This window comes from Candidatus Zixiibacteriota bacterium, from assembly GCA_029860345.1.
In the GTDB taxonomy this organism is placed as follows: Bacteria; Zixibacteria; MSB-5A5; order GN15; family FEB-12; genus JAJRTA01.
Map to the genome: position 1 here is coordinate 113,487 of JAOUBJ010000005.1, position 25,482 is coordinate 138,968.

Below are 25,482 nucleotides of genomic sequence, written 5' to 3' on the forward strand. Positions count from 1 at the left end.
ATACGGCCAAGTATGAACAAAATCGACATCCTAGCACAGATTCGCAGTAATGAGAAACTTCTTAGCCTGCCGCACGTCCTGTCGGAAATCCTGGCGGAGGTGGGCAAAGACGACTTTTCCGCGGACAGCCTGGCCAAGATCATCTTGAAAGACCCATCGCTGACAAGTCGTCTGTTGAAGATGGCGAACTCGTCATTCTATCAGCGCGTCACCGAGATCACAACCGTGCACCAGGCGGTCTCGATCCTGGGTGTGACAACGGTGAAGTGCCTTACCCTGTCGGCCTCGGTTTTCAATCCGGACCGGATCACCGCATCCACCGGCATAGACCCCAAGGAGTTTTTTGCTTACTCACTTTCAATTGCCGCAGCGTCTGAGAAGATCGCCCGGACGGTGAATTATCCATCACCTGAGGAAGCCTTCATCGCCGGTTTATTGCACGATATTGGCGTCCTGTTTTTTCTGCACCATCATACCGACAAATATGCCGGTATGCTGAAGGGCGAGATTATTGCCGAGTCCTTAGTCGAGGCGGAGACAAAAGTGTTCGGCGTCGATCATTGCGAAATCGGGTACCACCTTGCTGAAGTCTGGCGGCTTCCCGACTACGTTGCCGATGCCATAATCACTCACCACGGCCAGAAATCGTCGGCTCCTTCTACGGTCCTGCAAAACATCGTCGGACTGGCCGTTCAGCTGACCAGCGACCGGTTCTCGGGATTCGAGATCAGCCTGGAAAAGCGTCTGCAGATGATCGGTGAACTATCCGAGCGGTTGTCGCTGGACAAATCGCAGGTCGACGAGATCTCATCGTCGCTGCTGGCCGGGACCATCACCACCGCTGAATACCTCGGAGTCGATATCGGCAACATTGAGGACATGCTCATTCGGGCCAACCAGGAAATCTGGAAATCCTACCTGACCATAGAAAACCTCTTCCGCGAACGACAAGAGTTGTCACAAAACCTGCTGAAGCAGGAGCGTGAAAAAGGCGCCATCGAAGCCAAAAACGTTGCCATGGCCACTCTCTCACACTATCTCAACAATGCCACCATGGCGATTTATGGCCGGAGCCAACTCCTGAGAATGAAACTCACCAAGGGTGACAGCGAGAACCTGCTGGCCAAACTGCCGCACGATCTCGAAGTGGTAGACCGGTCAATCGAACGGATCGTTGCGGTGCTTGAGGAAATGCGGGAAATCTCGCCGATCGATCAGCAGAAATATTACGACATGTCCAAAGCGCTCAATATCGACGATCGTATTACGCAACGTCTTGAAAGAATGGGCACCGACGGCGCCTGGGCATCACGAGTTGAGATGGCTCCCGAAGTGTAGCCACAAACTCGTTGCGCCCACCAACTCATTTGCATAGTTTTGACCTATGCTTACCTATCTAACCTCAGGTGAATCGCACGGACCGCAATTGACCGCAGTTATCGACGGTCTGCCGGCCGGTCTCAAGATCAATGTGGAAGCCGTCAATCATCAACTGGCGCGACGTCAGAAAGGTTACGGACGGGGCGGTCGGATGAGGATCGAGAAGGATCAGATTGAGTTGGTGGCCGGGGTACGTTCGGGAATCACTATGGGCGGACCGGTGACTATAGTTGTCCAGAACCGCGACTGGAAGAACTGGTCGCAAATTATGGACCCGGTCAAGCCAATCGGTGAGGAGCTTACCGACAAACAACACAAGCTGGCCTACGATACGCACCGACCAAGACCGGGCCATGCCGACTTAGCCGGCGGCATAAAATGGCATCACCACGATATGCGAAACGTGTTGGAACGGTCCTCGGCCCGCGAAACCGCCGCTCGAGTGGCCCTTGGCGCTGTGGCCCGACAACTGTTGGAGCATTTCAATGTTAAGTTTGGCTCCCATGTCGTCGGTATCGGTGAGGTGACACTGCCGCCGGACTTCGAACGACCGGGTCTTGAGAAAATGGCTGAACTCACCGAGGACTCCGATGTACGATGCATCGATGCCGACACCGAACAGCGGATGATCGCGGCTATTAAGGCGGCCTTGAGGGACAAAGACTCAATCGGGGGCGTGGTGGAAATTGTAGTGCAGGGGTTACCCGTCGGTCTGGGTGGATTCTCTCAGTGGTATCACCGCCTTGATGGTCGGCTGGCCGGCGCTATGATGGCTATTCACTCGGTGAAGGGAGTAGAGATCGGGCTGGGTTTCCGGGCTGCTGAGACCCGTGGTTCTGAGATGCATGATCAGATATTCTTTGACCCCTTTGGCGATCCGGCGCGCAAGAAGTTCCACCGCGAAACCAACAATGCCGGTGGCCTCGAAGGGGGCATCACCAATGGTGAGGATGTAGTCGTCCGCGTCGCTGCCAAACCAATCTCGACCTTGAATCGGCCCCTTAAGACAGTCGATGTTGTCACCAAAGAAGCAGGCGAAGCCATCGTCGAACGAACAGATAGTTGTATCGTACCGGCTCTGGCGGTGGTGACCGAAGCGGTGGCTGCATTGGTGTTGGCCGAGGCCTTCTGTGAAAAGTTCGGCGCCGACAATCTGGCCGAGACCGAACGCAACTACCACAGTTTCCTGGCAACAGAATACTAGTAGGCTGGGTCCGTCTGTCCCTGTGTCCACGTGGCGCACGAGGACGTACACCACGCACAAATGAGGTCGCCCGGCACACCATGCACGCGCTTAGAGTATGATGCATCCTTCGACTCCGCTCAGGATGAGGTTGTGACGCGCGTAGCGCAAGACCCATTCATGGGTGCGTCTGCCACTGCATCCACGTGGCGCACGAGGACGTACACCACGCACATTATCCAGCCCTGATTCGCCACCAATCCTCAACTGTAACGCTCTATCTTCCCGGTCGAAATCTGTTGCCGTTGCCTGAGTATTACACTACTTTTCACCAAAGCAAAGGAGTCCTACCGTGAAGATAGATTATTCGGCCAATCCTCCGCATGAATGCGCGACCACTGCCCTGGTTATGTTTGTCACTTCATTCGACAGCATTGTGGATAAACGATTGAAACAGCTGGACAGTGCATCCGATGGGATCATCCGCACCCTGCTGGCGAGTGGTGAGTTCACCGGATCATCAGGTGAGATGGTTTGCATCAACAGACCCGATGGATACGCAGCCAGCCGAGTCGTGCTGGCCGGTCTCGGCCCCAGGAAAACATGCACTCCGGACAGTTACCGGCAAATGGCCGGGCTACTCTCCCGCTACAAACCGTTGACCTGTTGTGATTCTGCTACCTTTCATCTGGGTACGGTTTCTGAGCCTGAGACTTTTCAGGCGGTGATTGAGGGATGCATCCTGGGTTCATATCGGATGCTGAAATACAAGACCGATGAAGCCAGTCTGGCCGGCGAAAACCTCTCGGAAGTTACCTACGCGATCGACAACAGGCGATTGTTGAACCGGCTTCAGAAATCGGTCGAGCGTGGTTGTGTTACGGCCGGGGGGCAGATCAATGTCCGGCGACTGTCGGCGCTACCGGGCTGCGACCTCACGCCCAAGATGTTTGCGGCCGAGGCGGTCAAGACGGCCGACAAGCTAAAGGGCTTGTCATGCCGAGTGCTTGACCAAAAAGAAATCAAGGCCGAGAAAATGGGCGCCCTGATGGCCGTCGCACAGGGTTCTGTGGAGCCACCGCGCTTTGTGATTCTGGAATACAAAGGCGGACGCAAAACACAGAAACCGATCGTGCTGGTCGGTAAAGGGGTCACTTTTGACTCCGGAGGTTTGTCGCTTAAGGCGGCCGACATGATGATCGAGATGAACGGCGACATGACCGGCGCTGCCGTCGTCCTGTCCACCATGCAGGCGGCAGTTCTGTTGCAGTTGCCGCTCAACCTGGTCGGACTGATGCCGCTGGCTGAAAATATGCCGTCGGGTCATGCCATCCGTCCATCTGATGTTGTCACCACCCGCAAAGGGATCACTGTTGAGATCATCAACACCGACGCCGAGGGTCGACTGATCTTAGCCGATGCCCTTGACTACGCCAACAAGTTCGACCCGCAAGCGGTGATCGATATCGCAACGCTGACCGGCGCCACGTTGTACATTCTGGGTTACTCAGGCGCACCCATTCTGGGTAACCATGACGATCTTCTCGAACGAATACGAGCTGCGTCCGAGGCCACGGCCGAACGAGTATGGCCGTTGCCTATCTGGGATGACTTTCGCAATGCCCTGAAATCCAACATTGCCGACATCGTCAACTCGGCCGGCAAGACGGCGGGCACGGCTACAGCGGCGGCCTTTCTTGAGAATTTTATCGGTGACTGGCCATGGGCGCATATCGACATCGCCTATGTCGACATCGAAAAAAAGGGAGCACCTTATACTCCCAAAGGAACGACCGGTATCGGTGTCCGGTTGTTGATTGACCTCTTGTCGAACTGGAAAAAGCTCTGAGGGCGTAGCAAGATTTGTGATCTGCTGCATCCTGTTCATGCTTCGACTCCGCTCAGCATGAGGTGAAAGATCGATCTTTCAGTGCTTAGCACCCAGTGTGAGTAGAACTGCGCGCTTAGCGCGAACAACATGGCTTGACCATGTCACTCACGGCTTGACCGTGTCACTCACGGCTTGACCGTGTCACCCACGGCTTGACCGTGTCACCCTGAGCGGAGTCGAAGGGTGAGGTGATAAATCACCTTCTTGCGCTTCGCGCCTGCATCCTCAACATGGGATTCAGTAGATTCTTGTAGGGCGGGTCCGTCTTCGCCTGCGCGCCGCGGCGTGAACCCGCCATCTTCTCTTTGTGTCCGGCAGATGTCCACATCTGGCGACTGGGATTCACTCCCGCACATGAAACGGTACAGCCATCAGCACAGCACCTATCCCCACGATCAAATAGGCGTTATCGAAAAAGTACGGAAAAGCGCACAACACCACGCCACAAAGCAGGGCGACACCCTGGCGCTGTTTTCGACCATAGACAATATACCCGGCGCCGATGGCTCCAAACAATATGCCGAACATCATTCCCATAGCTCAAGTCATGTCTCGATTGCAGGCGCAACAATCTTTTGTGGTGGCCGAATCTTCAGAATGGGCCAAGACAGGCATTGCCATCTGAAGATCACGAGGGCACAAAGCACAGGCTTGCCTTTGCACAGGCTTGCCTGTGAGCAGGTGTGCCGGTGTCGGGCGGGGTCGCCGCGACACCACCTGATAGCGGATGTCAATCTCCGCCGCTTCAGCCCGGAAGATAGGTCTGGCCTACGGCGGTTGAGAAGATAAAAGTCGATCAGAGGCGATGTCTATACGGTCCAACATCTTGCAGCGCAGCACCAACTGACTGTGAGCCACTCAGATAGCATGACCCGAAAAAAATCGCCCCAAGGGACTTGAACCTCATCGGATATTTGCTTATTATTTAAGGCTATGAATGACAAGACCATCTGGGCACCGTGGCGGGCCGGGTTTGTCCTCGGAAAGAAAGAATCAGGATGCATCTTCTGCAAACGACTGAAGATGAAGGATTCGGTCAGGAATCTAATCGTCTATCGCGGCAAGAAGGCGTTTGTGATTCTCAACAAGTTCCCATACAACGGCGGGCATACGATGGTGGTACCTCGTCGCCATGTAGGGCTTTTGGAGAAGTTGACACCTTCGGAGTCGGTTGAGTTTTTTGAGTTGACCCGTTTGTCGGTCAAGGCGATCAAGAAAGCGCTTAAACCTCATTCCATGAATCTCGGCATGAATCTCGGCCGCAGTTCCGGCGCAGGGATTCCTGAGCATCTGCACATGCATATAGTACCGCGCTGGCAGGGAGATACCAATTTCATGCCGGTGATCGGCAACACCAAAGTCATGTCGGTGCCGCTTGCGCCGGTGTACGAGGCGATCAAAAGGGAGTTTGACAAACTGTGAGTCCACGCCCCAAGATACCTACCAAGGCCGAACTGGTGCAGTTGCAGAAGCTGTACAAAACCGATGAGAAGATCGGCGAGCGACTGGGTGGGGTGCCGGCTTATCTGGTTGCATACTGGCGACGCAAAAAGAACGTACCCCGCCACTCGGTACCCAAGTTCTCCGAAAAAGAAGTCCGTAGTCTTTGGGAGAGGTTTGGCGACGATGATCGATGCGGGTTGGAACTGGGTATATCCAAAGCTGCCTTTTACAACTGGCGACGGCGCTACGGGATTCGTGAGAAACCTGCCTTTTTGAAGCTGGAACAGTTGGAGCTTGATTTCCCAGGGCTATCGACAAGCTCGAAATCCGCATCGCTCTGGGGAAAGCAGACGTTGTCGCAAAAGATCATAGGCGGCCTGGCCAAACGTGACTCTGTAGATGTGGGCGAGACTGTGGAGGTGGAACCGGACCTGTTGGTATGCGACCGGTCGGCCGACCTGGTCATGGAGAAGTTTCGTGAACTCCCGGGTGAATTGATGTTCAACAGTTCGCGGATCGTCGTGGCCTTGTCCGAAGTCAACTACTCCGGCAAAGGTTCGACCGCCGAACTCAGCCACACGGTCCGGCAGTTTGCGGAGCGTCACAGACTTCAGGCAGGCCTTGAACACGCCCAGGGTTGCTGTCATCAAATCATGATCGAGCAGGGGACGGCTCTGCCCGGTATGCTCTGCATGGGCGCAACCGAGAACATAGCGTCTCTGGGGGCAATCAACAGTCTGGGCTGGCAGGTCGACCTTGACACGCAGGCCGGGATACTGGCCAGCGGTCGGGTGGCCATGACGGTGCCACACACCCTGCGTGTCGATATTACCGGCAGGCGGTCGCGCGGCGTTTATGCCGGGGATGTTGCCCTGTCGATTGTTCAGCGACTGGCGGCGGAAGAGTCCGACGGCAAGATGATTGAGTACTACGGACCGGCGGTGTCGCAGATGACGATCAGCGAAAGATTCACCCTTTGTGCTATGGCCGCGGCAATGGGTGCTACAGGCGCTATCTGTCCTTTTGACTCGGCCACCCGCCGTTACCTGACCGGTCGGACTCAGCCGGTGTTGACGCCGCAAATGGCCGACAAAAACGCCGTCTACGAACAACACTACCAGGTGAACATTGAGCAGTTGCCGGCCCAGATAGCGCCGCTGGGACAACCGGGTGAAATCAAGCCGGTGGCCGAAATCGAAACCTTGCCTGTCAACAGGATCATTATCGGCTCGGCTATTAACGGACGGTTCGATGATCTCAGAATTGCCGCTGACGTTCTCAAGGGGAAGAGAATCAAACCCGAATGCAGCCTGCTGATCTACCCGGCATCGCGCACCGTGTTCCTTGAAGCGCTCAAAAAAGGACTGATCCGTGCCCTGGCCGAAGCCGGCGCTGTTATCATGCCGCCCGGCTGCGGATGTCATGACCTTCCGGCCTGGGCCAGGTTGACCGACGGTGACCGATGCTTGACCACCGGGCAGGCCGAGGGTGTTGTCCCAGCCGACGACGGCAATGCAGAGGTCTATCAGTGCTCTCCGGCTACGGCCGCCGCCTCGGCCTTGAACGCCGCCGTCACCGATCCATCACGGTACGTCAAGTGAGCCCCCCTGCGGCGAGACGGAATGTGTGCAGGTGGCAGGTTTGAAGACAAACCTGCCCTACGAGACTGTCAGTGGGTGGGATTGCCGGTGTCTGGCGGGGTCGCCCAACACCACCAAGGGTAGCGTTGTGTCAGGTCTTGATCATGCCGGTAGCGTGGGTGTGATCTGACACCGATAAATCGGTTTTTTGCGCTTCGCGCTCTTTGGTCCCAGATGGCGAAGCCACAGAAACACGGCTTGGCCGTGGCAGGTCACACAAACCACGCGGAAGGCGTGTCTCGCAAGTAACGAGTAGGGCGGCATCCCTGCGAGGCCGCCGAGATCGGCAGGATCACAGGGATCCTGCCCTACAAGACTGTCAGTGGGTGGGATTGCCGGTGTCGGGCGGGATCGCCCAACACCACCAAACACCGCGTAGGGAGCGGCCTTGCGTCGCCCCATGAACGAGGTAGGGCGCTTGCCGAAAACTGAACCACAATTATCGAAAAATATCTCAGCATCGTCCGTGGCGTATGTCATTCGTATCGTTGTCACCTTTCTTTTCGTGCCGTTCATTACATCGGTGTTGGGGGACGCGCGCTACGGCGTGTGGGTCATAATCTTTCAGACGATCAACTACTTTACGCTGCTCGACCTGGGTTTGACCTCGGCCATTACTCGTTATGTATCGAAGTATCTAAGCGAAAGGGACTATCCGCTAATCAACCGGGTGCTGAACACATCCACCCTGCTCTACTTCGTGATCGGGACTGTCGTCGCGACCGGCATCTACCTATTTGCGACTTTGTTTTTTGGATACTTCCGAGTAGGCGATCCGGCCATGATCGAAGAGGGGCGTCGAGCGTTAATCGTTCTCGGTGTTTTCATGGCGTTCAATTTCTACTTGCTGCCTTTCGGCAACAGCCTGGGAGCTTTTCAACGGTTCGATCTGGCTCGCGGCCTGGCCGTGGGCGAGGAAGTGTTGCGCACCATCATGATGGTCTGGCTGTTGCGACAGGGGTACGGCCTGGTGTCGCTGGCGATGACGCTGCTTTTGTTTACCATCATACGTCATGTGGTCAGCTTTGTCATTTTGCGTCGCCTGCACCCGGAGGTCTGTCCCGGCCGGGGGTTCATCGATAAAGAGACGGCCGGGATGCTCTTTCGCTATTCGCGAGTGACCTTCGCCATTGTGGCTGGCTGGCTGGTCATCTTCAATACCGACGCTTTTCTGTTGGGCCTGGTAGGTTCATCGGCTCTGGCCGGAGTGTACAATCCCGGCGCGCAACTGTTATTGTATGTCCGTAATGCGGTCAACGCGATTGCCCAACCATTGACACCGATGGTGTCGCACCTTGAATCCACCTCAGGTGTTGAGGCTGTCAAAAGACTGTATCTGAAAAGTCTGCGCTATGTCTCGTTTCTGTCGTTCATGCTCAGCGCCTCGGTTATTCTCTATGCCCATGACTTTGTGGCGTTATGGTTAATGCCGGAGTTTGGAGCAGCAGCCGATGTCATGCAGGTGCTGGCGGTTGGATCGGCGATCTTTCTGCCGCAGATCATCGGTAACGCCGTGCTGTTCGGAATAGGCAAACATCGCTACATCCTCTACGTTGTGATCTGCGAGGCGGTGGCCAAGATCATCCTCGCTCTCTGTCTCATAGGTCCGTATGGGTTGCTCGGCATGGCTGTCGCTTCGGCTTTACCACAATTCATCCTGTACCTGAGTTTGTATCCATACTTCATGTCTCGCGTGCTCGGCCTCTCCTTCATGCGGTTGATGAGCCGTGTTCTGGGCATGGGACTCTTAGCCGCTGTTGTTACCGTTGTGGTAAGCACAGGCATGCGCATAATATGGCCACCTTTGAGTTGGTTGGCGTTTGCGTTCAATGTCATTGTGGTGCTGGTTTGCTTGATGTTGACGGCGTGGTTTGTAATAGAACCAGGGGACAAAGACAGGCTGAGGCGACGCATCTTCAAAAAACAGTAGGTCGAAACCCCTGCGGTTTCGACATCACGCGCTTCGCGGGATTCTTCTTTTGATGTGGCCGGACTGAAGGGCTTGTTGATAAACCCACCATACTAGATGGTGAGGTGCTTCGCGATGAAGGTGCTGTCAGGTGACTCGCCTGACAGCCAGCTACTTGGAAGAATGGCGTCGGGCGGGGTCGCCCAACATCACCCATCATAGGAGACTCTTTCAACCCTCCCTGAAGTCCGCCCACACTGAAAGATGGCGGGCTCACACCTAAGCCGGGACTCAGGCGAAAACGGATTCACCTCACCTGGGACAAGAACCGTCACGCGGGGTCGCACGACGGCACAGAATTGGCGGGTTCCCTCCTACGGCGGATCTTCGGCGAAGATGGACCCGCCCTACTGGGGATACCGACTGGGACAAGAACCGTCGCGCGGGGTCGCACGACAGAAGAGAATCACGCGATGCGCGTGATGTCAGGTCTCTAAGAGAAGAGAGACCTGCCCTACTGGTAAGAAGGCGACCGACGACATAGAAAAGCGGGTCCGCCAAACGACGGACCCGCTTGAATTCAAGATAGTAGCATCGAGCTTAGCGCTTGAACCTTTTGGGACTGCGGGCTTCCCACTCGACAACGATCGGGCTGGCCACGAAGACCGAGCTGTAAGTACCAACAATAACACCCAGGATCAAAGCCAACGCAAAAGTGCGGAGTACTTCACCACCCAGGAAGAAGAGCGTTCCCACGACCAACAGCGTGGTCAATGACGTGTTTACCGTTCGTGAAAGCACTTCGTTGATCGAGGCGTTCACGGACGCGGCGAATTCGCCTTTGGAGCGAAACTTCTTTAGGTTCTCACGGATGCGGTCATAGACCACCACCGTGTCGGTCAGAGAGTAACCGGCCAGGGTCAACAAGGCCGTGATCAACAACAAGTCGAATTCAATATTGAGCAGGTAGGTAATCCCCAGCACGGCCAGCACATCGTGAAAAGTGGCAATTGTGGCCGCTATGCCGCTTCGAAAATCGAACCGGACCCAAATGTAGACAACAATGCAGAAGAGGGACAGAAGCACCGCTTTCTGGGCATCGTTACGCAGGGTTTCACCGACGGCCGGACCTATGATGTGTTCCGACTGGATGGTAAATGTATTCCCTTCAAAATTGGTGCCGATGATCTCTTTCAACCGAGCAGAGCGATCCCGCCCCTCGGCTTCGGACTCCGGTCGTTTGACCTTGACGATGAAAGCATTCGGTTCCTCGAAGTCGGACAGTTGCGTGATCATGGCGGCCGGGAAGTCGGCTGAGATAGCTGATCGCATATCATCGATAGCGACTTCGTTTTCAAAGGTGCCGATAATCATGGTGCCGCCTGCAAAGTCGATCCCCAGGTTGGCTTTGCCCGTGATCACCATGGACAAAGCAAAGATACCCAGGGCCACCAAGGCCAACGAGATAACGAAGGCATACTTGCGGACACCGATGAAATCTATTTTGGTATCGCTGACAATTCTAAACATATACTTCGTTCCTCTCGGTTAGATACTCAGTTTGCGATAGCCTTTGCGGAAATCGAAGACCTGTTTGGTCACCACAAAAGCCGTGTAGAGTGAAATCACAATTCCCCAGAATAGGGTCACCGCAAAACCTTTGATGGGGCCAGAGCCCAAAAGGAACAGCGCGCCGGCGGTAATCAGGGTTGTGACGTGAGAGTCGAAAATGGCAACAAAGGCGCGATCATATCCGGCATCGATTGATGCCCGCACGGTCTTTCCGGTGCGCAACTCTTCCCGGATGCGTTCGAAAATCAGAATGTTGGAATCGACCGACATACCGATGGTCAGGATGATACCGGCGATTCCAGGCATGGTAAGGGTAGCACCCAGCGCCGACATGACGGCCAGCAGAAAGAATATGTTGAAGCATAGACCGATATCGGCAATGAATCCTGATAGACGATAGTAAATGGCGATAAACACGAGGACCAGGGCAAGACCGAGCAGTGAGGCGTTGAATCCCTTGCTGATCGAGTCCGCCCCCAGGGTGGCGCCAACCACGTTTTTCTCGATTATCTCAACGGGCGCCGGGAGAGCGCCGGCTTTAAGCACGATCTCCATATTGCGAGCGTTATCTATCGACGCCGTTCCACCCATGGTGATTTGTCCACGACGGCGAATCTTGCTGCTGATGAACGGCGCCGACTCCACCCGGTCATCCAGCAGGATGGCCAGCGGCTTGTCGATATTGGCGCCGGTCAACTGGGCAAACCGAGACGCACCGTCGCCGGAGAGGCTGAAGTTAACCACGAACCCACCCATCTGATCACGACCAAGTGCGATATTCTCAAGGAACTTGCCCAGGAACTGCACTTTGCGTTTCAACAGGTATAGATAGTGGACCTCACGGTTGTTGCGTACTTCCGATCGGGTCGACCAGGACCACTGTACATCGATCGGCAGCAGATTGGCCACCGCCGGCAGTTGCAGCCATCGTTCCACTTTTTCGCGATCGCGTTTGTTGATGGCGAATTTGGGCCAGGCTGTACCGGTGCTGCTATTGTAATGAGCAAGCTCCAGACGTGAGGTCAGCGGATAGTCGCCTTCATCCAGAGCGCCGGTTTCATCAAAAGCAAACAGGTCGCTGGTGTCCGCGCCGGTGGTGTCATCGCCCAGTAAGTCTGCAATGACATCATCGCTGCCGGTCTGGGTTGAATCATCGGTCGAAGTGTCGGCAGTCAGTTCGGCGGTCAGGTCGTCGCTTTCGACCGCTTCTTCGGATGTCTCTTCGCCGCTCTTTTCTCTCTCGTAGGCGGCAATCACGGAGTCTATGCGGGTCAGTAGAAGATTGGCGTTTTCAGCCGTCTCCATCAGCTTGAACTGTAACAGCGCCGTTTGACCTATCAACTCCTCGGCCCGATTGGCATCGGTGTATCCGGGCAGATCAATGATGATTCGATCATTGCCCTGTTTGACTATTGTCGGCTCGGCCACACCGAGACCATCGACGCGGTTGCGGATGACCTGCATGGCGCGGTCAACGGCGTCTTCCTGCGCTCCTTGGTCGAGTTCTTCCAGCTTGACTCGCAGTACCACATGGATACCGCCCTGGAGATCCAAACCCAGCCGGATAGCCTCCTGCTGTAACTTTAGCAGGCCACCGGGATCGTCTTCCTGCATGGTGACCCGGTCTGAATCGGTCATGGTCCACAGCTTAAAAGTGTCCCAGAAGGCAATACAGGCCAGGGCGACCAGAATGATGGTGAGGCCAATGCGCCAGTTGTGTTTTGACATAAGCAATCCTTTTCAGCTTATCGAGACGTTATTGATTTTTTCAGTGAATTTCGGCAAAAGCGTCCGCAGCCAGATGATCGGCCGGACGTATGAGGAGCTAACTGGTGCCGGAGGGTCGCGCGCCCACCAATGTGAACTGTCGACTGAGTTTGGTGTCGATCATTGGGGCGGTGGTGCAAAGGGCGCCGACATGCACATCTGTGTCGGACCAAACCGGCGACCGACCGCCGATCCCACGGCGGAGTTTGGTGCGGCCGGGGCCATTGTCCTTTTGCAGAACAAACGGCACCAACTGAGCTGCTGAATCATCGCCTGAGGGAGCACTGGTTGAAGCCCTATTACCGGGATCTGAATCAGAAGACGGTATCCCGGTCGTCAGTATCCGGCTGGAGTCGCCGGTTGCCTGATCAGTTTGTAGACAAAACCGGTCAGCCACGGCTGCCAGGGTCAAAAGCAGTATCAGACAAAGCAAGGCTTTGTGCCGACCGGCTCGGGCGATATGTTTGGTCAGTTCATTCATAATCAAGTCGGGCGAATATAACATCTATCGCGATCAAGTCAATGCAAATTTGAGACTGGATTGACTTGATTGCTGGGACTCGATAGTATATCCTTTTATCGTTCGAGAAGACCATGAACTTGACCAGTAACCAGCACTTTTGCAGGAGAAAGCTATGAGCCACAGCAGGGCAAAAACGGTTTCAAAAGCGGCACTGGGCTGCATCATCTTAACGATACTTACGGCCGGAATGGCACAAGCGGCCGGCACAACTTACCATCTGGACAACGGAATGGAAGTGATTCTCAAGGAAACGCACGCTTCTCCGATGGTCGCAGCGATGGTCTTTGTCAGATCAGGGAGCAAATACGAGTCCCGATTTGAGAACGGTATCACCCATTTTCTGGAGCACTTGCTTTTTGACGGCACTATTAACAAAAGCCGTGAGGAGATCGACGGTTCGATACGCGATCTGGGCGGCTATATCAATGCCTTTACGCGCAAAGAGATGACCGCCTATTTCGTCCTGATGCCCAAACAGTATGCTGATTTCGGCATGGTCACCATGTCCGACATGTTGTTCAATTCTACATTTCCGGACGAAGAGCTGCCCAAGGAACGAGGAGTTGTGATTGAGGAGATCAAGCGTGATATCGACTCCCCCGGCTGGGCGGCTGAGAAGTTCTTCACCGAAAAAGCGTTCATAGGCACCGATTATGACCGCCCGGTCCTCGGGTATGAGTCGTTTATTGCCAATATTCCTCGAGAAGCCATAATCGATTACTGGAAACGATACTACCGGCCGGACAATATGGTGCTCTTGGTTATCGGTGATTTTGAAACTGCCGACATGAAAAAGAGCGTGGCCTCGATTTACGGCGGGATCGAAACGGGTATAGCGCCCGAGAGGGCCGAAGCCGAGCCAACGGGTGACAATCTATCGGGCGGTCATGTTTTCGATACGGTTGCTGATGTCAGTTCGACCTATATCAAGTTTTCGTTCACCGCGCCGCATCACGGCGACAGTATGTATTTGCCGTTCGATCTGCTATCGCAATACTATGGAATGGCCGGAGCCTCGCCGCTGGTCAAGGCACTAACCGAGGGAGCTTCGCCGTTAGCTTCAGAGGCCGGCCTCTATCTGGATACTCGCGAGGAATTCTCGCGTCTGACGGTTTCAATCATCACCGAAAACGCAAACAATGTCGATTCCATTGTCGCCCTGGTACCGGCTCTATTGAAGCAGGCAAGCTCCCACCAGGCCGATCAAGAGACTATTGCCGGAATTATAACCAGCACCAAGTGCTCAGAGATTTACAACTCCGAGAAACTGCACTACCTGGGCTTCATGATCGCCCCCATGCTCATGACATCCGGATGGGAGGCGGTTGAGAACTACGGCCCGGAACTATCCAAAGTCACCTGGACACAGGCCCAACAAGCCGCTGCCGCCTGGCTGGATGAGCCAAACTTTGTGGCTACCGTGGTTCGACCATTAGTCGACTCAACCCATAGCGCCTGGCTGCCTGCCGAAATGACGGTCGATGAAGTCACCAGTCACTTTGAGACAGCCGAGATCGCCGAGCATGATCTGACCAAAGGTCAGGCCCTCACCTATCCCGAACCGGATTCGGTAGAAATGGCTCTGCTGGACCCGGCCGAGTATCACCGGCAGTTGATGGTCAGTGGTTTGACCGTGATCATCAAGAGCAGTCCCGACAGCCGTGTCTTTGGAGTCAGCCTTATCGGCAAGAACCGTAACGCCAACGAGCCGGTCGGCAAAGCCGGAATCACCGATTTTGTCAACCATTGCCTGGAAAGAGGAACCGTGAACCGCGACGCCGCTGAACTTTCCAGGGACCTGTCTCGCATCGGCGCCAACCTGACCATGTACGACAACCCGTGGATACCATACGATGATCACTATACGACGCGTCGGTTTTCATTCATCAAATTCGAGACTATTGATGAATTCGCACGCGAGGGTTTTGATCTGTTCGCTGACCTGCTCTTGAATCCGACCTTTGATTCGACTGAAACCGAAAACGTCCGTTCTTCGCTTATCGGCGCTCTCGGTCGTAGCGCCGGATCTGCCCGCAAGGTGGCCCGCGGCCTTTTTTATCAGTCCTTTCTTGGTGACGGTCCTTTTGGGCAGCCGGTGGCCGGGACAGCAGCAAGTATTGGTTCGATAACTCGCGAGGATCTCATCGCACACCACAAGAAAATCTACTCGCCCGGCAACATGATCCTCAGCATTGGCACCAACTTGCCGATCGACACGATTATGAGTTGGGTCAAGAGTAACTTCGGTCTGTTCCCGGCGGTCAGTACGGCGCCGACTGTGGTGTCTGCTCCGGCCTCAAGGGCAGAACCATTGACGGCTCACCGTGAAATGGAGGCCAAACAGATCAGCATGTATCTTGGCAACCCCCTTCCATCAGCCAGTAGTTCGGACGTGCCGGCTCTGGCCGTGGCTACTTCAATCCTGAACAGCCGGCTGTATCTGAACCTGCGCGAGAAGCAGGGGTTGGCCTACTCGGTCGGCGCCGGGACTGTTTTTGACCGCGAGTTTGGATGGTTGTATTGTGTCATGGGGACCTCGCACGAGAATTATCAAAAGGCGCTTGACGGTATCCTGTTGGAAATCGACAAACTCAAACTCGACGGCCCGACTTATAAGGAGATCAATACGGCTCGAAATCAGATTTGGGGGAGCGTTGGCCGGGCTCGTTTGTCGCGTGTCAACCAAGCCTACTGGCTGGCCGTGAATGAGTATCTGGGACGACCGCTGGGCCACGATCAGACCTACCTGAAGGCGCTTTCAGAAGTTTCTGCCGATGCCATCCGCCGTGTCACAGCCAGGTATTTCAATACCGATGCTTACGTGCTGGCTTCGGCGGGCAAGAAGGAGTAACGGGCTTGATGGACATGACAACCGGGCGAAAGAGTGTGTTGGTAAACCGCCGCACCGTTGTGTTGGGTCTTGATCACGCCGGAGGCGTGGTTGTGACCTGACACATAACTACATGCCGGGCAAAGGCGGCAGGCCACATCCCGCCAGGGCGGGACAAGACCTACCGCAACGCTTGGGAGCAGAACAAGTCTGCCAACAAGCCCAACGGTCCGGACCATCCGGCTGTATAGAATACGAAACAGACAATATGACATGAAAGATAACCCGTGGAGTTAAAACATGACCAAAGGTGAAGTGTGGAAACGGTTCTTTGAAGGAAAAGGGTGGCTGGCTGATGATGTCGTGCGTGGCAATGAGGGGGAGTCGATTAAGATCACCATCAGTTCCTTGTGCAATTCGCAGGAATCCGGGACGACCACATTTGACGCCGTTCTTGTCCTGAAAGAATACGACGTTCTGTGTGCCGAACTGCCCTCAGGCTCCGTGTTTTTTCAATGGGACGATATCGTTCACGTGATGGTTGGCGAGGCTAAGAAAAAGAAGGGCGGCTGGTTCTGATATTGGCGCTGACTACTCTTGTGTCGTCAGCGAAAACTCGCGATAGCCTCATCGACTGAATCAAAACATTTGAAGACCCGGTCTATCCGGCACTTCTCCATTATCGAGGAGACCACATCACAGGCTCCGGCCAGCCTGAAGTCCCCTCCTTTGTTGCGCAACGACACCAAGGCTGAAATACACATGCCAATGCCCCTTGAGTTCATCCAGGTAACCTTGGATAGGTCCATCACAACATTGGTGTGACCTTGGTTTATCAACCCATTAACAGCCTCCACCAAGGAGGCCTCATCCGGTTCACCCATGATCTTGCCCGATGCTGTGATGACTTGCGTTTCGTCCTTTTGACCTATAGTGAACTCCATACTCTGACCTTTCCTCCGGATTCGAGACCAGGTTACCCGTCCGCAAGGTGAGTGACCCTGGTTTCCGATGCTGTCTCTACTTGCCGTCAAATATGCACTTTTGAATCGGGAGATTCAACCCTAAAACCCAAAAACGCGAGCAAACCACCGATTTCCGGTCACCTTTGGCGATTATCTATGGGTCTGATCCCGATGTGTGGCCGTCTCCAACCTTCTGGCTGTGTTATAATGTGGTTTCGCAGTGTCCTGACCACGCCCCAGGCGTGGTTGTGACCCTGCGACTCTCAATAAGGGGTTGTGAAAGAGCAATCTTTGAGACCTCCGGTTCACAGGCTCACCTTCGGCGAACGCAGGAACCGGAGGAACTTGCGCGAAACCACATTGGGATACAGCCTGCTTGGTCGGGGCGGGGTCGCCCAACGCCACTTGAATGGACTCACCCTACGACTCCGCTCAGGGTGAAGCTTTCACCCGCCATTTCTGAAGACTCAGCGGGCACAGTTTGTGGAATGACAAGCCGCGAAGCGCAGCTAAGCGAATTATCGCCAGCCCCAAACCGAGTTTGAGAGTGCCACCCGCCGGGATCAGAGCGAATGCGAGACTGCTGAAAGAAAAAGCTACATTCTTCTTGACATGTAAAACGCCGAGGATATATTCCCCGCAAAAATCGGACGTTATACCAAAGAGTAGCCCGTCTAAATGACCACCACCGTCGACTCCGGCCGACCCTATAGTTCGCAATTTAAGCCAGGGGATTCTGTTGCCCTGAAACTGGCGGTCATGGCCGGGTTGCTCTACCTGTTCATCCTCTCGATCACACTATTGGGGTCCACCTTCAAGCTGTTCGGCAAAGGTTTCGCCGAGACGATCTTTCAATCGACTTCGAACCCGGTGCTCGGTCTGATGATCGGAATGTTGGCGACGGCTATCGTGCAGTCATCGTCTACTACGACCTCACTCATCGTGCGCCTGGCTGCATCTGGTCCCAATGTATTACCTCTGGCCAGTGCAATTCCAATGGTCATGGGCGCTAATATCGGCACATCGGTCACCAACATCATTGTCTCCCTGGGTCATATTTCGCGGCGTGATGAGTTCCAACGTGCTTTCACCGGTTCGATGTTACACGACTTCTTCAACGTCTGCGCTGTGGCTATCTTGTTGCCGCTCGAATCGTACTTTCACATGATTGAGAAGTCGGCGCGTGTCCTGCAGATTCAGTTTTCCGATTTCGGAGGACTCAAGTTCACCTCTTTTTTGGGTGCGATCACCAAGCCGGTAGCAGAGTGGATTATTCAGCTGACCGGGGACAATCCATACGTCGCAGTTGTCCTGGCTTTGATAATGATGTTTGTGGCGCTGCGTTATATTGTGAAAGTGATGAAGACATTAGTCCTGGCGCGGGTTGAGAAATTCTTCCAAAGATATATTTTCCGCACGCCGGTCTTGAGTTTCCTGCTCGGTATGGCCATCACCGTTCTTGTCCAGTCATCATCGATTACCACTTCGATTGTGGTGCCGTTGTTAGGCGCGGGCGTGTTGAACGCCGTCCAGATATACCCCTACCTGTTGGGCGCCAACGTGGGGACCACAATCACGGCCTTCCTGGCCTCGTTTGTCACCGGATCGGTCGATGCCGTGGCAGTGGCTTTTGCTCATCTTATGTTCAACGTGTTCGGCATTGCGATTTTCTGGCCTCTCAAGCGCGTGCCGATCTTCCTGGCCGAAACGCTGGGTAAGCTCACGACCAGGTCCAAACTGGTTCCGATTGCGTATATAGTTGTAGTGTTCTTTGTGATTCCCGGAATCGTTATATATTTGATGGAGTAGATAGATGTTTAGTAAATTCAAAGAACTGTTTAGTTCCGAAAACCTACTTGACTCAGCCTTCAAGACCACGCTCACCATGATGGAGTTCGATCAGAATATGTTCGATGCGGCTCGCAAGACTCTTCGCGAATCCGACAGTGACGAACTCCCCTTCGACATCAGAAAAACCGATCGCAAGATTAACAAGTTCGAACGACAGGTTCGCAGACAGGTGATGACCCACCTGACCATTGCCGGTACGCACAACCTTGCCCCCGGCATGGCTTTGATTTCGATCGTGATTGACGTCGAGCGGATCGGCGATTACACCAAGAACATCGTCGACCTGGCCAGTATGCACAAGAAGCGGTTGAGCGGCGGCAAGCACGAAGGTATGCTGAAGGAGATTGAGGAGACTAATGAGGAGGCTTTCGCCAAGGTTATCCGGATTCTGAAGACACAGGACAAATCATTGGCTCGCGAGGTAATGCAGGTTGAGGTGGAGACCGGCAAGAAAGTGGAGGCTATCATCGCCAGTATCGTAGCCGGCAAGGACAAAAGCCTCGATACGGCCGACGCTGTGACATTGAGCATGTACGCCCGCTTCTTAAAACGGATCAACGCGCACCTTACTAATATCGCCAGTTCGATTGTGAATCCATTCCCGCGCATCGGATTTAGAGAGAAGAAGAAGCCGAAAAAATCTTAGCGCTTCTTGAGACCAAGACCCATGCGCATGGCCGGCAGAAGCTCTCGACGTTGCACAATGTGATATATGATCGCCAAGGCCAAATAAACTGCCATCATTTCCAAACGGATTTCCGAGAAGACAAGCTGAGCCAAAAAGAGCACCAGCAACGCCAGACCTTCCTTGCGATTGAACTTCAGATTCACTAGAACAGCAACACCAAACAGAGATTGCGCTGCGGTCAAGAGCAATTCGTGCTGCTGGAAACTATCCAGAACAAAAGGTTTTATCGCACTACCACTGATCGCGTAGACCAACGGAATCGTGCCCACCAAAAGTGTCCACTGATTCACTTTCGACGAGATCAACGCTTTGATGGCGGAGTTGGCGGCGCCGCGTAGCGCCCACGTGGCGGCGACTATGAATTCGGGCGCCTCGGACGCCAATGGCGCCAGCCACTGGATCAAAAGACGCTTATCAACGCCAAGTTCCTCGCCCAGATAGATTAATGAGTCTGCGAACTGATGGGCGGAAAAGAAAATCACCGCGCCCCCCCAAGCAAAAAGGGACACGGTCATCACTCTGCGTGGAACGGTTTTCATGTTAGCGATGATTTTTACCGGTCCCACGAATTCCGGCTCGATGGTTTCCATTTGGGCCGCCCGCCGTGTGTACATCGCAAACATCAGCACCAGGATAACCGTATCGATCAGGTTAAGACTGCCCTTCAGCGGAATCGTGAAAGAATACAGCGTGGCCATGGCAAGGTAGAATATCTCCACCCGTTGCGTGGAATCCATGACAATCTCTTTGCGACGTTTCGCCCAGACATATAGAAACAGCACCACCGGCCAGCCAAGACCCACCAGCAGTCGATTGGCACCGGTCATGTTTGCGATAGCTAACGGCGCCTGCGAGGGATCATGGGCCGACCTCCAGGTAAATACAAAATCAACGGCGTACTCGGGCAGCACTGCCAGGAGAGCGAGGATAGCAACCGCCAACGACTCCGAGATGTCAATCTGCGCCGCCTCCGCTGCCCACGCCAGACAGAATGCCGACCCGAAGATAGCGAAACCAAACACGAGGCTGCCGACAATCGGGCCAACCTCGGAATCCGTCATGCCCAGGTAGAAACCGGGAATAGTGGCGGCAAGCGTCGTCGCCATCATTACATAGAGTCCGGGTGAAGTTGTGTACTTACCTGGTTGGTGACTCATTTTACTACTGGATACTCGGGGAACTCAATAAAAGTCGTGATGCCCTGATCATCCCCTTATTACCATACTCACGATATCTTTGCGCAGCAGCACGCCGACCAGATTCTCGTTCTGGCAAACAAACACCCGGCGCACATCCTTGAAGATCATCATGGCAGCCACTTCCACAATGCGGGTATCGGGCGTTGTCACCTCGAAGTCGGAGCGGTAGAGTTGCGACACCTTGATTTTGTCTTCCTGCTTGAGCAATTCCTCGAACGGCTCGACATCCATTGAGTAGTTAAGATTGGAGATGAGCGACTTGTAATCCGGCAGGGCCGCCTTGATCAAATCCCGATCATCGATGACGCCCAGTAGCTTGTTTCTTTCGTCGACCACGGCCAGCGCAGAGAGGCGAAAACGGAACATTTCATTGGCCACGTCTTTGAGCGTGTTGTCCGGCGTTACGCAGGCGACTTTATGACGCATAACGTCCTTGACCATCAGCTCTTTGTCGACCTGGAGACCGGCGTCGCTGATTAGCTTGATAAGGTCGACCGGTCTTGTCACGGCCAGTACTTTCTCAAGAGTACCATCGACTCGCCCGAAAGCAGCCAACCCGGACAGCATCTGCAGATACAACTTAGCAATAGTTGAAGGGGTCAGAAGCAGGCAGATGACGTGCGAAGGTATCCCGTCTGCGGTCTTGCCCACCAAGCCCTCTTTGGAAACGCCTATCAGAATGTAGAGTTCGTTAACCGCATCGGTGCGAGCATGAGGAAAAGCAAAGCCATGACCATAGGATGTATTTTCGATATCTTCACGTTCTCTGATCGACTTGAGGATTGAATCGAAATCCAGTTGCACACCTTCATGCTTGATCAAATCGAGCAGTTCGATAACCGCCTCATCCTTGGTCTTTGCCCGTAAGTTTATCGAAATACGCCGTTCCATTATCAGGTTGGCCAGATTCACTTAACTACCTCTCTTTTTTCGTTCGAACTACTTTGCGGTCGGCATTGAAATGTGGTCGGTGACGCCACACCTCCTGAAACCAGGAACTTGACACCCTCTTCCACGGTCATGTTTACCGCCATGACCTCACTCGCCGGCACCACAAGTACAATCCCGGACACGGGCGTCGGTGTCGACGGTACGAATACGGTGACATACTGGCTTGTCTCCCCGTTGATCTCCATTACCGGGCGTTTGGCCACGAAACAGAGCGCGTAGGCGCCACGGCGGGGGTACTCCACCAGCGCCACTTCTTTGAACGAGTCGACAGTCGGCAGGGCGATAGCTTCCAACAGTTGTTTGGCCGCCGAGTAAATGGGACGAATGAGCGGCATGCGAACCAGGATGCTATCCCCCAGACGGTAGAGTCGAGCTCCGACTAAGTTGCGAGTAAAAAAACCGGCCAGGATAATCAGCAAGATAGTGGTCACGATTCCCAGTCCGGGGTAGTACCACCCGACTACACGATGCAAAGCAGGTTCCAGCAGACCGTCGACTACTTCGAACAAAACTTTCAGCACCAGGTATGTCAGGATCAACGGCACCACGACCAGAACGCCGCTTACGAAGTGGCGTTTGACGATGGCTTTTACTGTATCAAGCAACTTCATTCAGACACCCGTCCCTGTGTAACACCGAAATGATTATACCAGCGAGCAAGGAAGGTGTCAACAATTATCCAACGTCTACCTGGGGATCACGCCCGCGGCCGATGGGATATCGGAGACAAATTGAAGAATCGGCTCAGCATAGATACCGAAAAGTACAACACCAATCAATCCAATGGCTATGACTGCCACGGCCGGTGCATCAGGCTTGAGGCTATAAGGGGAGGCGGCGTTTGAGAAATACATCTGCTTGATAACATTGGCATAGTAGTACAACGAAAACACAGCCGTAATCAAACCGACACCGGCCACCCAGTACAACCAGGAGTGAAGTTCGTTGTGCGAAGCTAAAGACACAGCAGCTGCAAACACCTTGTACTTGGCCAAGAAACCGGCCAGCGGCGGGATGCCGGCCAGCGACAACATAAACACGGCCATGGCCGCCGCAATTCCCGGCGAAGACTGTGACAAACCACGGTAGGTTCCCAACTGGCACGATCCCGTCCGGTCTTCGACCACGGCCACGATGGCAAAGGCACCCATGTTGGCAAACATGTAGGCAAACATATAGAAGCTGACGGCTTCGAGGCCCCATTCGTTGACGGCGACCATACCGATCATCATATAGCCGGCCTGGGCAATTGACGAGTACGCCAACATGCGTTTGATGTTGGTCTGCCTGATAGCCACCACGTTGCCGTAGATCATGGCGGCACAGGCCAGAATTCCGACCAGGTAGCCCCAATCGTTGGGGGCCATCTCACGTCCCCAAAAGGCCCAGAGACCGTTGACGAAGATTTTCGAAAACGCAACCAAACCCGCCGCTTTTGAGCCGACCGATAAGAAAGCGGCAATCGGGGTCGGGGAGCCTTCATATACATCCGGCGCCCATTGATGGAACGGCGGCAAGGCCAACTTGAAACCCAGTCCGGCGATGATGATGATCAAGGCCACCATCGGAACCACCCCGATAGATCCATGCGCGATGAACATGGCCGCCAGGTTCATCTTCATCGGCACGATTTCAGTCGTGGCCGACATACCGTAGAGGAACGAAAGACCATAGAGCAACAAGGCCGACGAAAAAGCGCCAAAGACAAAGTACTTGATACCGGCCTCAACGGATAGCTTGTCGTCCTTGTAAAAGGCGGCCAGGATAAACAACGGAATGGTCGTAAGTTCCAATCCGATCCACAGCGACAACAATTCCTGCGACGAAGCAAGGAACATCATCCCAACCGTCGACATCAGAATCAACCCGAAGTACTCGCCTCTGTGGTTTACGATTCGTTGTCGGGTGATGCTAAACGAACTGCCGACGGCCATAAAGGCGGCGCCCAGAAAAATGACTTTGAAAAAGAGAGCCATCGGTTCATTGAAGAACATCCTCCCAAAGCCACGGCCGTAGCCGGTGACCGACAGCAGGCCGCCGCAGATTAGGAGTCCGGCCAGTGTCAGATAGCCGACGGCATCACCTTTTTTTCGTCCTGTGATCAGGTCGAAGAGGATGACTACCAGGGACCAGAGAAACAGAAATATCTCCGGCAGCATCAGACGCAGACTGTAATCGGGTAGCTCGAATTCCATTTTGTTACCGCGCCATCAAAGTTATCAGATTCTCCAGAGTCGCGTTCATCAATAGACTCAGCGGCTTCGGATAGATGCCGACGAACAATGTCAACAACATCAACGGAACCACCGTCACCAACTCGCGAATGTTGATTTCTTTCAGGCCGCCCCACTTGGCCAGATCAAACTCACCGAGGAATACATTCTGCACCATCCTCAGCATGTAGGCGGCGCCCAGGACTACGCCCAACACCGAGATGCCGACCAGCACTTTGTTCAAGGCCGAGAAAGCGCCGACAAAAATCATGAACTCACTTATGAACCCGCTCATGCCCGGCAAACCGAGGGCAGCCATCGAGAAGAACACCATAATGCCGGAGTAAATCGGAAGTTTGGCGCCGAGTCCGCCAAAGGCTGCTATTTCGCGGGTGTGGGCGCGGTCATAGATGACTCCGACCAATAGGAATAATGCGCCGGTGATCAAACCGTGCGAGATCATCTGAAACATGCATCCGGCGATGGCCGTCACCGATGAAACAGCAGCCAGTGCGAGCATGCAATAACCCATGTGGGACACCGATGAATAGGCCACCAGCTTTTTGAGGTCCTTTTGCGCCATTGACACCAAGGCGCCGTAGATTATCGCAATGACGCCGAGCAGGGCTATCCAGAACGACAGCGTGCGCAGCGCTTCGGGGAACATCGGCCAACTGATTCGCAGCATGGCATAAGTTCCCATCTTCAACAAGACACCGGCCAGGATTACCGATACTGCCGTGGGTGCCTCCACGTGTGCATCAGGTAGCCAGGTGTGGAACGGCCATACAGGTACCTTGATTGCGAAGGCTATGAAGAAGAAGATGAAGCAGACCATCTGCAAAGTGTGCGACAGCGCCGGGCTGGTTTCCAGCAGGGTCATCATGTTGAGCGTGTGCGGTTCCGACGTGAAGTACAGAATCAGAATCGATATCAACATGAAGATGGAGCCAAACAACGTATACAAGAAGAACTTGATCGCTGCGTACTCTTTGCGTGGTCCCCCCCAGACGCCGATCAGGAAATACATCGGCACCAGCATGATCTCCCAGAACACATAGAAGAGAAAAAAGTCAAGGGCTACAAACACGCCCATCATGCCGGCTTCCAGAAGGAGGAAGAAGGCAAAGTATTCTTTGACGCGGTTGGTAATGCCGAACGATGCAATCAACGAAATCGTGCTCAACAGTCCGGTCAGGAACAACATCGGCACCGAGATGCCGTCGACGCCCAGAAAGTACTGGATGTTCAGGCTCGGTATCCAGCTGTACGGTCCCTCCTGGTAGGCCATGGCCGCCGAACCGGAAAAGTTGACGAAGTAGTCCCAAGTGAGCCAAAAAGAGAGGAACATGGGAATCAGGCTGATGATGGTCGCCGTCCAACGAATGCTCTTGTGGTTTTCTTTTGGGAGCAGCATCACCACCACCGTCCCGACAATGGGAACGAATATCAATGAACTCAGATACGGGATTTCCAT

Annotated in this window: 20 protein-coding genes; 10 read left to right on the forward strand and 10 right to left on the reverse strand. The window is 54.2% G+C overall.

Translation table 11 applies throughout. The annotated features are described in order from the left end of the window. The first annotated feature begins 12 nt into the window (after positions 1–12). The 3 genes from OEV49_06945 to OEV49_06955 all read left to right on the forward strand — a co-directional run bounded on the left by OEV49_06945 (position 13) and on the right by OEV49_06955 (position 4,412). Positions 13–1,338, forward strand: a complete 1,326-nt coding sequence (locus OEV49_06945) for an HDOD domain-containing protein (GenBank protein MDH3890805.1) — start codon at positions 13–15, stop codon at positions 1,336–1,338. Between the two features lie 46 nt (positions 1,339–1,384). Then, positions 1,385–2,584, forward strand: a complete 1,200-nt coding sequence (gene aroC / locus OEV49_06950) for a chorismate synthase (GenBank protein ID MDH3890806.1) — start codon at positions 1,385–1,387, stop codon at positions 2,582–2,584. A 331-nt stretch (positions 2,585–2,915) separates the two neighbouring features. Further along, the gene (locus tag OEV49_06955) at positions 2,916–4,412 is read left to right on the forward strand and encodes a leucyl aminopeptidase (protein MDH3890807.1); all 1,497 of its coding nucleotides are present in this window, start codon (positions 2,916–2,918) and stop codon (positions 4,410–4,412) included. A gap of 384 nt (positions 4,413–4,796) precedes the next feature. Here the strand turns inward: OEV49_06955 and OEV49_06960 are convergent, their stop codons facing one another. Further along, positions 4,797–4,985: an amino acid transport protein gene (locus tag OEV49_06960; GenBank protein ID MDH3890808.1), complete on the reverse strand. Its 189-nt coding sequence runs from the start codon at positions 4,983–4,985 to the stop codon at positions 4,797–4,799. Between the two features lie 402 nt (positions 4,986–5,387). Between OEV49_06960 and OEV49_06965 the strand changes: the two genes are divergently transcribed. From OEV49_06965 to OEV49_06975, 3 genes are all read left to right on the forward strand, one after another. Further along, positions 5,388–5,876: an HIT domain-containing protein gene (locus OEV49_06965; protein MDH3890809.1), complete on the forward strand. Its 489-nt coding sequence runs from the start codon at positions 5,388–5,390 to the stop codon at positions 5,874–5,876. Beyond that, positions 5,873–7,498: an aconitase family protein gene (locus OEV49_06970; protein MDH3890810.1), complete on the forward strand. Its 1,626-nt coding sequence runs from the start codon at positions 5,873–5,875 to the stop codon at positions 7,496–7,498. The genes OEV49_06965 and OEV49_06970 overlap by 4 nt, the downstream gene beginning before the upstream one ends. Positions 7,499–7,955: 457 nt before the next feature. Next, positions 7,956–9,467 carry an oligosaccharide flippase family protein gene (locus tag OEV49_06975; protein ID MDH3890811.1) on the forward strand — a complete coding sequence of 504 codons (1,512 nt, stop codon included), beginning with the start codon at positions 7,956–7,958 and terminating at the stop codon, positions 9,465–9,467. Positions 9,468–10,046: 579 nt separating this feature from the next. On the opposite strand, the gene secF is transcribed toward OEV49_06975, so the two are convergent. The 3 genes from secF to OEV49_06990 all read right to left on the reverse strand — a co-directional run bounded on the left by secF (position 10,047) and on the right by OEV49_06990 (position 13,266). Then, positions 10,047–10,976, reverse strand: a complete 930-nt coding sequence (gene secF / locus OEV49_06980) for a protein translocase subunit SecF (GenBank protein MDH3890812.1) — start codon at positions 10,974–10,976, stop codon at positions 10,047–10,049. An 18-nt stretch (positions 10,977–10,994) separates the two neighbouring features. Further along, entirely contained in the window at positions 10,995–12,746 is a 1,752-nt protein-coding gene (gene secD / locus OEV49_06985) for a protein translocase subunit SecD (protein ID MDH3890813.1), read from the reverse strand. 97 nt (positions 12,747–12,843) lie between these two features. After that, on the reverse strand, positions 12,844–13,266 hold the full coding sequence (locus tag OEV49_06990; GenBank protein MDH3890814.1) for a hypothetical protein: 423 nt from the start codon (positions 13,264–13,266) through the stop codon (positions 12,844–12,846). A 154-nt stretch (positions 13,267–13,420) separates the two neighbouring features. Between OEV49_06990 and OEV49_06995 the strand changes: the two genes are divergently transcribed. Next, positions 13,421–16,159, forward strand: coding sequence for an insulinase family protein (locus tag OEV49_06995; protein MDH3890815.1), 2,739 nt, complete (start codon positions 13,421–13,423; stop codon positions 16,157–16,159). A 279-nt stretch (positions 16,160–16,438) separates the two neighbouring features. Next, a complete protein-coding gene (locus tag OEV49_07000) occupies positions 16,439–16,717 on the forward strand; it encodes a hypothetical protein (GenBank protein MDH3890816.1) in 279 nt (92 codons plus the stop codon). A gap of 26 nt (positions 16,718–16,743) precedes the next feature. Here OEV49_07000 and OEV49_07005 read toward each other — a convergent pair whose 3' ends face one another. Next, a complete protein-coding gene (locus tag OEV49_07005; GenBank protein ID MDH3890817.1) occupies positions 16,744–17,082 on the reverse strand; it encodes an STAS domain-containing protein in 339 nt (112 codons plus the stop codon). A gap of 699 nt (positions 17,083–17,781) precedes the next feature. Here OEV49_07005 and OEV49_07010 point away from each other — a divergent pair. Then, on the forward strand, positions 17,782–18,912 hold the full coding sequence (locus OEV49_07010; GenBank protein MDH3890818.1) for a Na/Pi symporter: 1,131 nt from the start codon (positions 17,782–17,784) through the stop codon (positions 18,910–18,912). A gap of 4 nt (positions 18,913–18,916) precedes the next feature. Next, positions 18,917–19,600, forward strand: coding sequence for a hypothetical protein (locus OEV49_07015; protein ID MDH3890819.1), 684 nt, complete (start codon positions 18,917–18,919; stop codon positions 19,598–19,600). On the opposite strand, the gene OEV49_07020 is transcribed toward OEV49_07015, so the two are convergent. From OEV49_07020 to OEV49_07040, 5 genes are all read right to left on the reverse strand, one after another. Then, positions 19,597–20,799 (reverse strand): sodium:calcium antiporter, encoded by a 1,203-nt coding sequence (locus OEV49_07020; GenBank protein MDH3890820.1) that lies wholly within the window; start codon positions 20,797–20,799, stop codon positions 19,597–19,599. The genes OEV49_07015 and OEV49_07020 overlap by 4 nt on opposite strands. A 48-nt stretch (positions 20,800–20,847) precedes the next feature. Beyond that, positions 20,848–21,753 carry a CBS domain-containing protein gene (locus OEV49_07025; GenBank protein ID MDH3890821.1) on the reverse strand — a complete coding sequence of 302 codons (906 nt, stop codon included), beginning with the start codon at positions 21,751–21,753 and terminating at the stop codon, positions 20,848–20,850. After that, positions 21,750–22,403: a DUF502 domain-containing protein gene (locus tag OEV49_07030; GenBank protein MDH3890822.1), complete on the reverse strand. Its 654-nt coding sequence runs from the start codon at positions 22,401–22,403 to the stop codon at positions 21,750–21,752. The genes OEV49_07025 and OEV49_07030 overlap by 4 nt, the downstream gene beginning before the upstream one ends. 75 nt (positions 22,404–22,478) lie before the next feature. Then, a complete protein-coding gene (locus OEV49_07035) occupies positions 22,479–23,987 on the reverse strand; it encodes an NADH-quinone oxidoreductase subunit N (GenBank protein ID MDH3890823.1) in 1,509 nt (502 codons plus the stop codon). Between the two features lie 4 nt (positions 23,988–23,991). After that, entirely contained in the window at positions 23,992–25,482 is a 1,491-nt protein-coding gene (locus OEV49_07040) for an NADH-quinone oxidoreductase subunit M (protein ID MDH3890824.1), read from the reverse strand.